This window comes from Ottowia beijingensis (assembly GCF_013423955.1).
Taxonomy (GTDB): domain Bacteria; phylum Pseudomonadota; class Gammaproteobacteria; order Burkholderiales; family Burkholderiaceae_C; genus Ottowia; species Ottowia beijingensis.
In genome coordinates this window covers 914,949-928,909 of record NZ_JACCKX010000001.1, presented here as the reverse complement: position 1 = coordinate 928,909, position 13,961 = coordinate 914,949, and the positions used below count along the sequence as shown (strand labels likewise).

General features: G+C 59.0%; 19 protein-coding genes, 1 tRNA gene and 3 pseudogenes. 3 read left to right on the top strand and 20 right to left on the bottom strand.

Features of this window, described 5'->3' with window-relative positions; all coding sequences use genetic code 11:
• The first annotated feature begins 468 nt into the window (after nucleotides 1-468).
• Complete coding sequence (locus tag H0I39_RS04695; protein WP_180549739.1) at nucleotides 469-1,212, top strand: ImmA/IrrE family metallo-endopeptidase; 744 nt, start codon at nucleotides 469-471, stop codon at nucleotides 1,210-1,212.
• A 26-nt stretch (nucleotides 1,213-1,238) separates the two neighbouring features.
• Here H0I39_RS04695 and H0I39_RS04690 read toward each other — a convergent pair whose 3' ends face one another.
• From H0I39_RS04690 to H0I39_RS04640, 12 genes and pseudogenes are all read right to left on the bottom strand, one after another.
• The gene (locus H0I39_RS04690) at nucleotides 1,239-1,925 is read right to left on the bottom strand and encodes an alpha-glutamyl/putrescinyl thymine pyrophosphorylase clade 3 protein (protein ID WP_180549738.1); all 687 of its coding nucleotides are present in this window, start codon (nucleotides 1,923-1,925) and stop codon (nucleotides 1,239-1,241) included.
• Nucleotides 1,926-1,933: 8 nt separating this feature from the next.
• Nucleotides 1,934-2,161, bottom strand: coding sequence for a hypothetical protein (locus tag H0I39_RS04685; protein WP_180549737.1), 228 nt, complete (start codon nucleotides 2,159-2,161; stop codon nucleotides 1,934-1,936).
• Entirely contained in the window at nucleotides 2,158-3,165 is a 1,008-nt protein-coding gene (locus H0I39_RS04680; protein ID WP_180549736.1) for a thymidylate synthase, read from the bottom strand. Before H0I39_RS04680 ends, H0I39_RS04685 begins: the two co-directional genes overlap by 4 nt.
• 16 nt (nucleotides 3,166-3,181) lie before the next feature.
• Nucleotides 3,182-3,477, bottom strand: a pseudogene (locus H0I39_RS23935) (DUF4031 domain-containing protein).
• Between the two features lie 429 nt (nucleotides 3,478-3,906).
• On the bottom strand, nucleotides 3,907-4,236 hold the full coding sequence (locus H0I39_RS04670; protein ID WP_180549735.1) for a hypothetical protein: 330 nt from the start codon (nucleotides 4,234-4,236) through the stop codon (nucleotides 3,907-3,909).
• A gap of 117 nt (nucleotides 4,237-4,353) precedes the next feature.
• Entirely contained in the window at nucleotides 4,354-4,482 is a 129-nt protein-coding gene (locus H0I39_RS04665) for a DnaB-like helicase C-terminal domain-containing protein (RefSeq protein WP_180549734.1), read from the bottom strand.
• Nucleotides 4,479-4,760 (bottom strand): hypothetical protein, encoded by a 282-nt coding sequence (locus H0I39_RS04660; RefSeq protein WP_180549733.1) that lies wholly within the window; start codon nucleotides 4,758-4,760, stop codon nucleotides 4,479-4,481. Before H0I39_RS04660 ends, H0I39_RS04665 begins: the two co-directional genes overlap by 4 nt.
• Entirely contained in the window at nucleotides 4,741-4,890 is a 150-nt protein-coding gene (locus H0I39_RS04655; protein WP_180549732.1) for a hypothetical protein, read from the bottom strand. The genes H0I39_RS04660 and H0I39_RS04655 overlap by 20 nt, the downstream gene beginning before the upstream one ends.
• Before the next feature lie 63 nt (nucleotides 4,891-4,953).
• On the bottom strand, nucleotides 4,954-5,577 hold the full coding sequence (locus tag H0I39_RS04650; RefSeq protein ID WP_180549731.1) for a YbjQ family protein: 624 nt from the start codon (nucleotides 5,575-5,577) through the stop codon (nucleotides 4,954-4,956).
• 18 nt (nucleotides 5,578-5,595) lie between these two features.
• Nucleotides 5,596-6,531: a tyrosine-type recombinase/integrase gene (locus tag H0I39_RS04645; protein WP_373368331.1), complete on the bottom strand. Its 936-nt coding sequence runs from the start codon at nucleotides 6,529-6,531 to the stop codon at nucleotides 5,596-5,598.
• A 125-nt stretch (nucleotides 6,532-6,656) separates the two neighbouring features.
• Nucleotides 6,657-6,740: pseudogene (locus H0I39_RS23930) on the bottom strand (Arm DNA-binding domain-containing protein); the annotation flags it as partial.
• Between the two features lie 482 nt (nucleotides 6,741-7,222).
• A complete protein-coding gene (locus H0I39_RS04640; protein ID WP_180549730.1) occupies nucleotides 7,223-7,882 on the bottom strand; it encodes a uracil-DNA glycosylase family protein in 660 nt (219 codons plus the stop codon).
• A gap of 94 nt (nucleotides 7,883-7,976) precedes the next feature.
• Here H0I39_RS04640 and H0I39_RS04635 point away from each other — a divergent pair, with 94 nt between their 5' ends.
• Nucleotides 7,977-8,216, top strand: a complete 240-nt coding sequence (locus H0I39_RS04635; protein WP_180549729.1) for a helix-turn-helix domain-containing protein — start codon at nucleotides 7,977-7,979, stop codon at nucleotides 8,214-8,216.
• 19 nt (nucleotides 8,217-8,235) lie between these two features.
• Here H0I39_RS04635 and H0I39_RS04630 read toward each other — a convergent pair whose 3' ends face one another.
• The 8 genes from H0I39_RS04630 to trxB form a co-directional block, all read right to left on the bottom strand.
• Nucleotides 8,236-8,661, bottom strand: a complete 426-nt coding sequence (locus tag H0I39_RS04630; RefSeq protein WP_180549728.1) for a hypothetical protein — start codon at nucleotides 8,659-8,661, stop codon at nucleotides 8,236-8,238.
• Entirely contained in the window at nucleotides 8,658-8,975 is a 318-nt protein-coding gene (locus tag H0I39_RS04625) for a hypothetical protein (RefSeq protein WP_180549727.1), read from the bottom strand. Before H0I39_RS04625 ends, H0I39_RS04630 begins: the two co-directional genes overlap by 4 nt.
• A 57-nt stretch (nucleotides 8,976-9,032) precedes the next feature.
• Nucleotides 9,033-10,394 carry an AAA family ATPase gene (locus tag H0I39_RS04620; RefSeq protein ID WP_180549726.1) on the bottom strand — a complete coding sequence of 454 codons (1,362 nt, stop codon included), beginning with the start codon at nucleotides 10,392-10,394 and terminating at the stop codon, nucleotides 9,033-9,035.
• Between the two features lie 12 nt (nucleotides 10,395-10,406).
• Nucleotides 10,407-10,634, bottom strand: a complete 228-nt coding sequence (locus tag H0I39_RS23925; protein WP_180549725.1) for a helix-turn-helix transcriptional regulator — start codon at nucleotides 10,632-10,634, stop codon at nucleotides 10,407-10,409.
• A 726-nt stretch (nucleotides 10,635-11,360) separates the two neighbouring features.
• Nucleotides 11,361-11,448 (bottom strand) — tRNA-Ser (locus H0I39_RS04610).
• A gap of 104 nt (nucleotides 11,449-11,552) precedes the next feature.
• The gene (gene rpmG / locus H0I39_RS04605) at nucleotides 11,553-11,723 is read right to left on the bottom strand and encodes a 50S ribosomal protein L33 (RefSeq protein WP_124863365.1); all 171 of its coding nucleotides are present in this window, start codon (nucleotides 11,721-11,723) and stop codon (nucleotides 11,553-11,555) included.
• A gap of 23 nt (nucleotides 11,724-11,746) precedes the next feature.
• Complete coding sequence (gene rpmB / locus H0I39_RS04600) at nucleotides 11,747-11,980, bottom strand: 50S ribosomal protein L28 (protein WP_180549724.1); 234 nt, start codon at nucleotides 11,978-11,980, stop codon at nucleotides 11,747-11,749.
• Between the two features lie 178 nt (nucleotides 11,981-12,158).
• Entirely contained in the window at nucleotides 12,159-13,109 is a 951-nt protein-coding gene (gene trxB, locus H0I39_RS04595) for a thioredoxin-disulfide reductase (protein WP_180549723.1), read from the bottom strand.
• A 134-nt stretch (nucleotides 13,110-13,243) separates the two neighbouring features.
• Here trxB and H0I39_RS04590 point away from each other — a divergent pair.
• Nucleotides 13,244-13,917, top strand: a pseudogene (locus tag H0I39_RS04590) (Crp/Fnr family transcriptional regulator).
• Nucleotides 13,918-13,961 lie beyond the last annotated feature (44 nt).

Here is a 13,961-nt window from a genome sequence, read left to right as displayed (position 1 = left end):
AAATCGACAATTGCGCGCAGGAACACACAATGCTACGGTTCCAGTTGAGCGAAGGACTTAGTCTCTTATGCAATGTGAATCAACAAAGCGCGCCAATGAGTGGTGGAACGATTGATTGGGCTCAAGTTACGAGGCTCAAAGTAGTCCACATCGGGGAAGCAAGTGAGCGTCACCGCTGAATTCTGTCCAGCATGGGCGTCTCCTCCGGGAGAGACCATTCGAGAGCTCGCTCAACGGACGGGGATTACACAAGCGATAGTTGCTAACGCCCTCGGGGTTGCTGAGAGCGAGCTCGCTCGGGTGCTCGATGGGGACTTACCAATTACTAAAGCGAGAGCTGAAAGGCTTGCAATCTTTGTCGGGGCTACCTCACGCTTCTGGCTTGCGCGGGAGGCGCAGTACCGCCATTCGTTACAGACGATTTACGACGATGCCCGTGCGTGGGTGTCCAGCCTTCCGCTAGCCGACATGGCAAAGTTCGGCTGGTTAGACGCCGCTAGCACGGGTGCGGACAAACTCGACATGGCTTTCGCCTTTTTCGGGGTATCGAGCGTCGATGAGTGGCGAGATAGATGGCTTTCTCAACACGCCGGCCTGACGGCGTATAGGACGTCGCCGGTCTTCGCGAGACAAGGGGCTTCTGCCGCTGCTTGGCTTCGGCAGGGTGAGCGACTCGCGAGCCGGATCAGCACCGCGCAATGGTCCCGCATTAACTTCGAGCGAATCTTGCCGGAGTTGAGGCGGCTGACGAGGATCGAAAAGCCGGCTGATTTCATCCCTCAGCTTCAGCGTAGGTGTGCCGAGTGTGGAGTCGCGGTTGTCATTGTTCGGACCCCTAAAGGCTGCCCGGCAAGCGGCGCAACACGGATCAGAAATGGTCAAGCCATCGTTCAGCTCAGTGCGCGGTATCTGCGTGACGACAGCTTCTGGTTCACTTTCTTCCACGAGGCCGGACATCTGGTTCTACACGAGAATCGTCTTTTCCTAGAGTGGTCAGAGAATCGACACCTCGATGAGTCGGAAGAGAGGGAAGCGAATGACTTCGCTGCGAAGATTCTGATCCCGCCGTCGCAAGAGGCTGCGCTGAGCGCACTTCCTCATGATTACAAGACCATCATGAGGTTTGCGCGTAATCTTTCAGTGTCCCCGGCATCGTGGTTGGGCAGCTTCAACACCGAGGCTTGGTGCCTCGGGAGAAGCTCAACTTCCTAAAGAAGCGATACACCTGGGGCTGATCCCTAGCCGCGGAAGGGCAGATACCTCCCGGGGCTTTTCTGCCAGTTGCACATGGCGTCTTCCATCACCTGCATGCCGACGCCTAAGTGCCTCTCTAAGGCCGCAACACGCGCTTCGAGGGTCTTGGCACCGGTATTCGAGTCGATTTGTCCGTCAAATAGCAAGCGCGCGCCCTTCTTGGGGCCAGTGGCCTCGTTCATGTACGTCGAGTTGGCATCAATCGCGGCGAGGCCGAGCTTCGAAAGCATTGTGAGGTAATCGAAGCGCCCAGTGCGCCCGAAGCTCACAACCGCATCCATCGAGTCATACAACAGTGCGAATGCTTGGCGAGGATGGCCCTTCGCCTGGGCTAATGCAGTGGCGATCATCTGGCCGTGCGAGCCGTTTGCTTTGACCCATTCAACGTAGGTCCTCACGACGACACCGGTGCCGCGAGCGCCCTGCTTGAGCGACTCATACTTGCGGTGATTGCCGAACTTTCCTTTGAAGTTGGCGCGATTATCCTCCAGCCATTCGCCAAAAGCAGTCGGGTCAGTGGCAACTCGCGACCAGTTCCAAAGCGTGTTCTCATATGCGCCGTATAACTCGCCAGCGAGCTGCCATCCGGTGCGTAGGTTCCGGCCGCAATGCGTGGCCAGGAATACTAGCCAGAACGCCTCTTCCGGATGTCCGTCCGACGCTCTGAGCATTGCGGCCCTTATAGGGTCGAATAGGGGCTCTTTGGGTCGGCACGCAATAGGCTAATGGGCCTAGTCTGTACCTTACGCACAAACTCGACGCGCTGAAGACTGTCGATGAGTTGCTCGATGAAGGACAGCATGTTCTCTACGGGGACGATGCCAGTCAGTGGTATCTTTTCCTTGTGGAACTTCATCAGTTGTGCTTCGAGCGCTTCTCTTCGAAGCTGCTTCTCAGGGCCGTTCATGCGGGTTCCTTGATCGGGGCTGTCGAACCGTTGAATATAGACAGCTGATCTTTCTCGGAAAGGAGTTTGCCGTGCCTCTTGATGTAAGTCGAGTAAACGTCGTCGTGGATTCGCCGCTTCAGACGCCGTATTTCTGGCTGGTTGTTCGGGACGCGAGAAGCCTTGTGGATGGACAGCAACGTGGCCAAGTCTTCCCAATACGGGTCTATCGGTGGCGTTGGCATGGCACCGTGGCCAGTTCGCACCTTCTTCTCGAAAGCAACGAGGCTTTTCACCGAGGCCCACGGGTCGCCCTTGGGCATAGGAGGCATTGGGCGCCGCGTCTGCCAGCCCTCGCTCACGAACCGGAGGGCTTTATCTTGGTGCTTGTTGTAGAGGTGCAAGCTGCCTACGGCGTGCTTGTATTCGCCAAGCTCTATACCCACTGACCGTGCAACGAGCTCCTGAATCATGGTGAAGGTGAAGACATCATGAGGCAAACCAAGCCAAGCGTCATTGGAACGCATAGACGTCAACATGTGCAGCCGACTATCACGCACCATAAACTGCAGCGTGCAGGTGCATGGAACATCCTTATGGAATGTAAGCGTGTCAGTGCGGTCAAACAATTGCAAAACGGCTTGCCTAGAATCGCGCTTGTCCTTCAACAACTGGATGACACGTGGAACTTGATCATTTGGCACTTTGCCGAAAAGGCGGGGTCCATATGCCCCGTAGATGGTTTTCTGGTCGTCGGAGAATTCGTCATAGCCAGGGATATAGTGCTGTATGAAGTCCAGCCGATCGCTACCGGCAAGTATCCACAGTAGTTCGCCAAGGCAACTGAAGAGGAGGCCCCGTGACTCTGACCGGCTGAGACGGGCCCGTGGCGCCGAGAGCTTTAGCAGAATGCCGCTGATTTCCCGCGCATCGCCCTTAGACGGCTTTATCGTGATGCCGCGCTCGAGAATTTGCTTGTATACCTTTAACAGCAGGTCGTCGAGGGAGTCAGCTGCGATGTACACGCCTTGCCTCGCTGGGTTAGGCAAAGAGGCAGAACTGAGGAGAATCCGCTTCGATGGCACGCGCCGACGAGGCTGATTTCAGGCAGACTTGCACTGCGTACCGAGCAGAGATCGCAGTAGCTCCGTATTGAAGTGCGCGCAAGCGTTGGTTAGCTGTAACATCGTAGTGGGGTGCCGCGCACCGCGATGGAAGGCGCTGGCGGGTAGCCCGATGCGAGCCGCGAATTCGTGCAGTTCCTGTATGCTATCCGCCACGAGGTGAAACCACGCATAACCGTGCTTTATGACCTCGGCGTCATCGACGTATATCACTTGTAGTTCTCTCTCTCCGGGCAGGAATCTAACACCTGACTCGCGATAGCGAAGTACACTCCCGATCCGATGACCCGGAATGGCTATGAAGCTGCCGTCAAGAACCCCTTAGTGAATAGGCGCGCAGGGGCTCTAATGCACGATCACCAAGCAGCGTTTTCGCTCCGATTCGTCCCGGATCGAGTGGCAGTACCCCCGCTGTCGTTTCGTCTTCGCCAAGCATAGCTTGCGCCCGTCATGGTCGCGGATCGCGTAGCAGTATGAGTAGTTGCCCCGTACCTCGGCTAGGCAGCGATGCCGAGCGTCCCAGTCCTTGATCGAGTGGCAGCTTGATCCGGTCGCCATGGCTCCCCCATCCAGCCTGTTCCAGGGACCAAAGAAGTACCAAGAAGGCACTCCTCGCTACCACCTTGAGCAATCGGCAGTCGATCACCGGCAATAGCTCCTGAAGCTCGCCTTTTCTTCGCCCATGGTGCAGATGCTGAGCCACTTGCCGTTCTTCACCCAGTTGAACTGGCAGCCCGCCAGCCCCGTACCCGAACACCATTGCATTTCGGGCCTACCTTGGCACCGGGTGTCGTCCTCCATGCATTCGTCGGAGTCCGGCAGGATCAATGGCTTCCAGCCCTGTTGTAGCAGCTTGACCCGGATCGAACCGTAGTCTTCGCCCCGCTTGAACTTCGGCGTCTGAGCCACCGCAGCAAAGCTCAGGGTGATACCGGCGACCAAAGTGGTGATCGCTTTTGCTCTTGAATTCATAGCTATTTCCTTTCGGTGAATTCACCTGAGCACGCCTACCCCGGTCCCCCGCCCGCCCGGTCTTCTAAAAGAAAGACCGGGCGGGCGGGGAACCGGGGAAGGGCAACTTGGTACAGGCTAGAAGTCATCTGTGTAGCGTCCGGCTGCCAAATTCTCGAACCGTGTGAACTGCTGGACGTAGGCCAACTTGGTGGTTCCTGTCGGCCCGTTGCGTTGCTTGGCGACGATGATTTGGTTGTTGGTCATGACACTCTTTCCTCCGAGGACTTCCGGTCATGTTGTTTGGGCGCCGTCAAGACGGGATCGAACAACAGATAATCGAATGCCTCGAGTCCAGCGACTACCTCAGAAAGTGGTGGCTCCGGCTGATCCATCGTCACGATCTCCACGCGCAATGCCTCGGGTGGCACCAGTGACGTCATCGTCTTGATCCACTGCCGGTAACGCGGTATGAAGCCGGGGTCGGCGTAGCGCAGGTAAACCACCTTCACGGTGGTGCTGCAATCAATCGGCGTGGTGCTCATCTTGTGATCCCGTGATGACGCGGTGCAGGCCCACGCAAACGAACAAGAATGCCCAGATCAGTATCAATGCACCGATCAGGCCCAAGAGGTTGTCGATCAGTAGTTCACCAAGGCCAATGTCGTCGTCCATGGCGAGGCTCCTGCAGGTGAGGTTTGATTTCTGATGAAGAATGCGCAGTTGCAAGACCGGCGGTCACGCAGCCTTCGGAATGTCTGACCCGCAGTGCTTGCAGCGCGTGGCGGCGCGTTTGATGCGTTCCGCGCAGAACGGACAGGTCGTGGTGTCGGATTCACTCACGACTGCCAAGCCTCTACCCTCGATAGAGCCGGCGTTGGTCCACGATTCATCCTTCTGTTCGTAGCGGACGTTCACGATGGCATTGGCACCCAAGGCCAAGGCTTTCTCCCGCAGGCGCTGATCCACGTCCTCCCGGCCGTACTTGCGCTCCAGCGGCGTCCATCGGGTCAGCTTGACCATGATCTCGCCCAGCACGCGATAGTCGCCGTCCGGGGGCGTAGAAAGGATGCGCACATCGGTGCTAGGCGCCCCGGACGAACTTCTTACTACTGCTTTGCCTTCCGTGATTTCTTTCCATCCCAGCTTGGCGTAATGGCTGCGTATCACCCACTTGATGATCAGCGGGTACAGCAGCACCCAAGACAGTCCGGCAGTGAACAGGGACAACACCGCCGCTATCACTGCGTGCAGCCAGATTTGCTTGTAGGCGAGGTAGAACGGACCGCCCACCAGCACCCACAGCCAAGTGGCCTCGCCAAATTCTTCGATATGCCCGTTGGCTGGATTCTGAAATCTCATGATCGTCTGCTCTCCAGTTCAGGCGGCAAGTCGGAGTCCCTCGCTGATTGGAAACACGTTGGGTGAGGGCTGCTGACGCAGTACAAAATCCGCCCATTCCTGCATCAGTTGGCGCCGCTTCTCGAACAGGTCACCGCGCCGATACGCCGCCTCGACCTTGTTGCGGATGCTGTGGGCCAGCGCCATTTCGGCCACCTCGTTCGAATGCGTGGTGGTCTCGCTCACCCAATCACGGAAGGTTGAACGAAACCCATGCGGTACGGCCTTCTGCTTCAACGCCATGCGCCGCATCACGGCGGTCAACGCCATGTCGGACAGCGCTGTGCCATCCGCCTCCGGGTCGCGTGGTCGATTCGGACTCGGAAATACGAAGGAGCAGAAAGACACCTCCTGCTGCGCCCGCACCAGCCTCAACGCCTGCTCGGACAGCGGCACCCGGTGCTCCCTGCCGCCCTTCATGCGCTCCGCTGGAATCGTCCACACCGCCTTGTCCAGGTCGAACTCGCTCCATGTGGCGTTGCGCACCTCGCCGGACCGAACGCCAGTCAGGATCAGGAACTCCAGCGCCCGAGCCGACGTGTTGTGCTGCTTGCGCAGCGCCTGCATGAACGCCGGCATGTCGGCATAGGGCAGGGCGGGTTGACGGGTGCGCCGGGCCACCTTGGAAGGTTGCGCCAGCAAATGCTCCAGATGCCCCTTCCAGCGTGCCGGATTGGTCGTGGTGCGGTAGCCCATGGTGATGCCCCAGTCGATGATTGACTCGATGCGTCCCCGGACGCGACTGGCGGTCTCGTTCTTGGTGGTCCAGATTGGCTCCAGAATGCGCCGCACCATGGCCACGTCGATGTCACGCAGCGGCACCTTGCCGATGACCGGGTTGGCATAGGTCTCGATGGTGTTGCGCCACTGCTGGGCGTGCTTGGCGTTCCTCCACCCATGTTCATGCGTGGCGATGTAGTGCGTCGCCGCGTCGGCGAACGCGACGGCCGTCTCCGCTCCACGATCAGACGCTGGCGTGCCGCCCGGGCGTGTTCTACCGGGTCTACGCCCTGTCGCAGCACTTCCCGCGCGGCACGCGCCGATTCACGCGCTTGGGCCAGCGTGACCGATGGGTAGGGACCCAACCCCATGTCGCGACGTTTCCCCTTGATCTGAAAGCGCATGACCCAACTGCGCGAACCGTACTTCGTGACATTCAGGGCCAGGCCGGTGACGCCACCGACGAAGTGAATACCCCGACTCTTGATGCTGGCCACGGCCAGCGCGCTCATTTCCTTTGCCTTCATTCATGTTCCCTTCAAACGCCATTAGCGGCGCTGACGTGATGGTTCGCCGAAATCGAAAAAATGGTGAAGTGACCACTAACCGGCCGGAAACCCGCGCCAAATAAGGCGCTGTCTTCCTCTCCCCTTCTTTGCTCGATTGTTTGCTACAAAATCAATAGCTATTAATGACAATGGGTTGTAACCCATTGATTTTCATCAGGATTTTCAGCGTCTGATTCGGCGATGCGTGCACCATCCCGCGTGCGAAGCGGGACAAGCAAGGCGCGAGTTTTCTTGCCGGACATGGCCTTTAGGCCACGGCAACAGGTAGAGAAATGGGGCGCGGAAGGGGCCGCGCGCTGCTCAGTCAGGCGACGGTGTTACCGCATAACCAAGGCTTTGCCAGCCGGCGTGGTCCAGAAGTTGGCAAAGCTGTGCGGCCCGGACTTGGCGGCGACCGGATGGTAAGTCCAATCGAACCACGGTGGAGGGCTCTGCCAGTCGATACCAAGGGCGCTGGCGGAGGCATCTCGGGCTTTGGTGCCCCACGCCACGACGACCGCCCGCGGACTCGCCTCGTGGGCTTGATTTATGACCGACTTGAAGAATTCTCGCCAGTGCCGCAGGTGTTTGCCGGCAGCCTCGCGGCCTCCGGTGGCGGGAACCGTCAACCCCGCGTTCAGCAGTAGTAGGCCTTTGCTGTCTACCCAGTCCGCCAAGTCGTTCTTGCCTTGACCCTTCGGGTAAACGTGCGCCTTGATCCTCTGCAGTGACGAAGGTGCGTCCTGACCAGCTACCGCGAAAGCGACCCCGGTCGCGTGCGGCTTGCCACCCGCCGAAAGGCTGAAATAAGGGTCTTGCCCAACGATCACAGTTTTGACCTGCGCCGGACTCACCAACTCCAGCGCCCGAAAAATCTGCGCAGGTTCCGGAAACACCTGGGCGTCGCTGATGCCGTTCGGCAAGTCTTGCTGCTCGAACCCCCAACCATTGGCACGCGCGCCCGACGACAGTTTCCAGAGTTTGTCCCTCGACAGCATGTGATCCTCCTGTTTGCGCAGCACAGCGCCGCAGGGAAATTTGTATCACATATGCGGGTGCGTAAACTCGGGTGGCCGCAGACAGTCCCGGGCGATGATTCGGGACAAGGCGCTGATTACTGCGTTCGCGGACGAGCTTCGCTCGCGGCGCGCAGGGTTGGGTGTCTCGCAAGAGGAGTTGGCCCACAGGGCGGGGCTAAACCGCACCTATGTGGCCAAGCTCGAACTCGCGACCAATCAACCGACGTTGACGGCGCTTCATTTGCTTGCGCAGGCGCTAGACGTGCCGCTCAACGACCTCATGGCCGCCGTGCTGGCGCGCAGAGCACGCTAGCAGGTGTTCCGGGTGACAGTCAATGGAGAGGCAGCGTAAGAATGCCATCAACCTCACGCAAGCATCCGGTTTTCACCAAGTGGTCGATGTCCTCGCCCAATTCCTCCACTGAGTATTCGGGTGGCATGTAGTACATGATGCTCTCAGCTACCTGATCCCTGGATAGTCCGGCCTGACCCAAGCTGGAGGTCTTGCGCATCAGAGAAGCGATGTCTTGCAGTAGTCCATTGTGCGAGCGTGTAAGTGCGCTGGTAGGCCAGTTCGCGGTTATCGAAGTTTCCATCTTGCTGGGTTTGCGGTTCTTTTGCTCACGCCACTGGCGGCGCGGCAACTCGCTCCGATATCTCGTCGTGCCGTTGTCTATCCTAAGCACTGACTCAATGTGCCGGCGCTGCTCCTCGGTGCATCTCAATGAATAAGGGTATTGCACGACGTGCCAGATCATTTTTGGTGGCGTGTATTGCGCTCTTGGATGGTCGTTATGTCGTCTTTCCAAAAGAAGCGGTAGGGTAATCCCGCCATCGCGCCGCGCTCTTGAACAACCATTGCGGCGCGCCTGGGGCGACTTTTGCGAAGGTCATCATAATCAAGGAGTTTTAGGATTTCGATTGCACGCCGGATGCCGGCGAATCGCCGGTCGGGTGTGACTAATCCCAGCATCTGGGCGAACTCGGCGCCTGTAACAACTTGATCTTGCGCTGCAAGGTAGTTCAGGTATGCAGCAGCGCGACGGACGATCCAAAAGGATTTGATTTTCATGGGAATCTTTCGAAAAAGAGAAAGCAGCATTCGGCTGCGAATGAAGAGAAACAGGAGTTAGTTGGCGAGGCGAAGGCGATCGTCGTGGTCGGTCAGATGGCCGTTGTCGACCAGCGCCTGCAGGGTCTCCCGCGCACGCGATGAACGGTGCTTCTGCGCTGCGTGCTGGAAATGACCCAGGCATGCCGAAACAGCGCGCTCTCGTTCGACGTAGGGCGCATCCGAGTCCTTGTCGGAAGCGCTGATCGCCTGCTCCGAGAGCAATGTCTTCACGGTTTCCAGCACCTTCGCTTGGTTGCTTGAGAGGAGCCGCTTAGTTGGGCGCGCAGAAGTCACGCTTTCGATCTGATCGCAGTGTTTGACGCTGATGGACTGCTGCCACACACCCTGAGCGTCCAATCCCTCAACAGGCTCAAGCTCAAAACGACCGCAGATATCCGATGGACCATCCTTGGCCTTGACGGTGCGCCACTCGATTTCTGAGCCTTTGCGGGTCAACATGATCGACACGTCTACATCTCTGCGCAGCACGGATGCGCCGCGCTCCCGGCCGTCTTGGTGACCGGTGTGGTGAATCAAGATCACGGTTACCCCGGTCATCCGGATGAGGCGCCTCAATAGTCCGATCATCTTGGCCATGTCGGAGGTGGAGTTTTCCTCCAATGCCCCGGCTAGCGAGGCGGACAGGGTGTCGATGAAGACCACAAACGCACCCAATCGAACGATAGTGGCGGCGAGGTCATCAATGTCGGCCTCGGCCCCTATGTTGAGGGCATCAAAACAGAAGTGCAGTCTGGCGCTGACCGCTGGGTCTTCCGCGCGCGTGCTGATAAACGCGCGCGTCCGCATTCCTTCCTCACCCTCTTGACAGCAAATTAGGACCGCGCCTTTGACCACGTCGAATCGGTTTGCCCACAAGCGCCCCGAAGCGAACGCAATGCCGAGATCGATCAAGAACGCGCTCTTACCGACGCCGGATGAGCCGAAAATGATCCCTATGGATCTGCGTGGAATCAGCGGTTCCATCAACCATTCCAAGCGCGGCAGTTCGCCAAACTGTGAAGGAACACAGGTACGCCTCAGCCTCGCCGTGGGCGGTACCGGCATGGTGCGACCGCAATCAGGCACTGCGCGGGTTACTTTCGCGAACGTCGCAGCATGCTGTACGTCAAGTGGGTGCGGAGTGCCGTCGATGTGGCGAATTAGTGCTTTGCTGACGGGGTCGATTCGCAGCGACAGCGACAACAGCGGTCCGCGCTCGCTGTCGTCGGCCTCATATGCATCCAAAGGAGGCTGGAGGGCGTCCTGGCGTGTCCGTTCGCTGTAGTCAGCGTCGTGTTTATCCCAAGGAGACTCGAAGGTCTCGTAGCCGACCGCCCGTTCGGTATAGTCGGTATCGTGTTCGTCCCACGGGGGCAAAGGTGAATGCGCTCATCGCCCACCCTCCTTGGCCTCAAGCCAGCGTTCGATTTCGGCGCTACTCCAAACAGTGATTCGCGCCGATAGCTTGATCGGCTGAACAAAAGATCGATCTTTGACCTTCCGCCAAACTGTCGACGGTGACATTCGAACTAGGGCTGTTACCTCCTTGAGCCGAAGGTGTCGGGCCAATGCTGATTGCGATGTCTTGTAGCCACCATCTTGGGGCTCTAGCGCCATCGATCTCTGTTTCAAACTATTACACTTATCCCTAGTTCGTCGCTCCTGATTGGGAGGGAAAGCGCTGTTGTCCCGACCGAAGTCGAGGCCATTAGAGGGTGGATTAGCCGGAAAACCGGTCAAATATTTCGCCATGTGGAATTTCTCCGCAGCTTTTGTGTGCTGGGGCAGAAATTGCGCAGGCCACACCTGCAAACGCCGTTTCAGGCGACGCCAATTGGAAGAATGTATCTATATGTGTCTTTGCGTGGTGGCTTCGTGGTGAGTTGCGATTAGCGCCACGGACCAAAAACATAGCTGAGCAGGTCTGAATATTGCAGTGGTACGGCGGCTCCGGAGTCAGCCACTTACTCACGACTATCCATCACTTCACCCATCGGTCAGCTAGACATTTCGCGGGCCTTGGTGACACTGCCTGGTGCACTGGAGGTTCAGCTTTCAGGGTATGCTTGACGTCATGTGGCACCCCATCACCCCGTATGAGGTGCATCCTGAGTGGCCGTCCACTCCGCCAAGTAAATCAACGGGTTACGCCAGAAATGGCGTAACCCGTTTCCATTTTCAGGTTCTGATAATCCAGTGTCTGGAATCGGGTCGCAGGCTGCGCTCGAGCCAGCACAAGACTTCGGTTGTCGGCGTGGATCTGATCTGTGAAAGTCAAAACAAGAACGGGCCTTCACGGCCCGTTTTTCTTGCGCATCGACAAAATGCCGGCGCTGTTTTCTCTGGCGGAGGCGGTGAGATTCGAACTCACGAACGGTTGCCCGTTGCCGGTTTTCAAGACCGGTGCAATCGACCACTCTGCCACACCTCCGCGTCGAAACTGCTCGTCGATTCTAGCGACTGGCGCGAGGTCGACAGGGAGAAAAAACCCGCTGCAAGGGCAGCGGGTTGGTCGTCAGGATCAGCCTTGCTGAATCACTTCAGCTTGACTTCCTTGTATTCGACGTGCTTGCGAGCCTTGGGGTCGAACTTCATGATCGACATTTTCTCGGGCATGGTCTTCTTGTTCTTGCTGGTGGTGTAGAAGTGACCGGTACCGGCCGTGGATTCCAGCTTGATCTTTTCGCGTCCGCCTTTGGTGGCCATGTTGCTGCTCCTTTAACGGGGGTTCAGGCTTGGCCGCGGGCACGCATGTCGGCGAGCACGGCGTCGATGCCATTCTTGTCGATCAGGCGCAGGGCGGCGCTGGAAACACGCAGGCGCACCCAGCGGTTCTCGCTCTCGACCCAGAAACGGCGGTGTTGCAGGTTCGGGAGGAACCGGCGCTTGGTTTTGTTGTTGGCGTGGGAAACGTTGTTCCCGACCATGGGCTTCTTGCCCGTGACTTCGCACACGCGTGCCATTGAATGACTCCAGTCATCACGGCTGTTGCTGGCGCCGCCGGCATTCGTGCCCGCGACTCGCTTCAGCCTCACCTCGCCAGGTTAGGGGTGGCGGTAGCCCCAACAAGATTCAGGCGCCATGGGGCGCCAGATCGAGTAAAGCCTCAAATTATAGCTCGAATGGCGGCGGCGTGCCTTCTTATTCCTGCTGTTCCAGGAACCGCTGTGCGTCCAGTGCGGCCATGCAGCCGGTGCCCGCGCTGGTGATGGCCTGGCGATAGACGTGGTCCTGCACGTCACCGGCGGCAAACACGCCGGGCACGCTGGTCTGGGTGGCAAAGCCCTGCAGACCGCCCTGGGTCTTGATGTAGCCGCCGTCCATGTCGAGCTGGCCCTTGAAGATGTCGGAGTTGGGCGAGTGGCCGATGGCGATGAAGCAGCCCTTGAGTGCGATGTCCTCCGTCTGACCGCTTTCCACGTGCTTGATGCGGATGCCGGTGACGCCGCTGTCGTCGCCCAGCACCTCGTCCAATACGTGGAAAGTCTTCAGTTCGATCTTGCCGGCGGCGACCTTGTCCATCAGCTTGTCGATCAGGATCGGCTCGGCGCGGAACTTGTCGCGCCGATGCACCAGGGTGACCTTGCGCGCGATGTTGGACAGGTACAACGCTTCTTCCACGGCGGTGTTGCCGCCGCCGACGACGCAGACGTCCTGCTCGCGGTAAAAGAAGCCGTCGCAAGTGGCGCAGGCCGAAACGCCCCGGCCCATGAACGCCTCTTCCGACGGCAGCCCGAGGTATTTCGCCGAGGCGCCGGTGGCGATGACCAGGCTGTCACAGGTGTAGGTGGCGTTGTCGCCGGTCAGTTTGAAGGGGCGGGTTGCCAGGTCGGCGGTGTGGATGTGGTCGAACACGATCTCGGTCTTGAAGCGCTCGGCGTGCTGCAGGAAGCGCTGCATCAGGTCGGGGCCCTGCACCCCTTCGGCATCGGCGGGCCAGTTGTCCACGTCGGTGGTGGTGGTCAGTTGCCCGCCTTGCGCCATGCCGGTGATCAGCATGGGTTGCAGGTTGGCGCGGGCAGCGTAGATGGCGGCGGTGTAGCCGGCGGGGCCGGAGCCGAGGATGAGGACTTTGGCGTGCTTGATGGTCATGGGAGCCTTTGGAATTCGGGGGTCTACGCTACGATAATAGATGTGGATTTTTCACATCATCGTTTTGGCGCCTTGTGCAAGGTGCGAAATTCTAAGAATTCGAAGAATGGCGCGAAGGCCGGAGGTTTACTGACATGACCATGCTGTCGAGTCTCGATCTGATCCGTCGGGTCCCGCTCTTTTCGATGCTGACCGAATCGCAGGCGATCTCGGTCGCCGATGCGGTGGTCAAGCGCCGGTTCAAGCGCGGGAAGTCATCGTGGAGCAGGGCAAGAAATCCAATGCCCTGTTCATCCTGCTGAACGGCCGCGCGCGCGTGGTCACGGCCGACAGCCGCGGCCGCGAGGTGATTCTGGCCACGTTGCAGCCGGGCGATCACATCGGCGAGATGAGCCTGATCGACAACGAGCCGCACTCGGCCACCGTGCGCGCCGAGGTGCAGACCGACGTGCTGATGCTCGGCCGCATCGAGTTCGCCCGCTGCCTGCCCGAGAACAGTTCCATGGCCTATGCGGTGATGCGCGGCCTGGTGCAGCGCCTGCGCCACGCCGACCGCAAGATCGAATCGCTGGCGCTGATGGACGTGTACGGCCGCGTGGCGCGCGCCCTGCTCGAGTTCGCCACCGAGACCGGCGACGGCGAGATGCTGATCCGCGAGAAGATTTCGCGCCAGGACATCGCCAAGATGGTGGGCGCTTCGCGCGAGATGGTCAGCCGCGTGATGAAGGATCTGGAAGAGCGCGGCTTTATTCAGACCCAGGAAAACGGCTCCATCGTGGTCAAGGAGCGCCTGAACGCGCTGGGGTGATTTTTCCTGCCCGCGCCTGCCTTGGGCCGGGCCGCGCCGGCTGC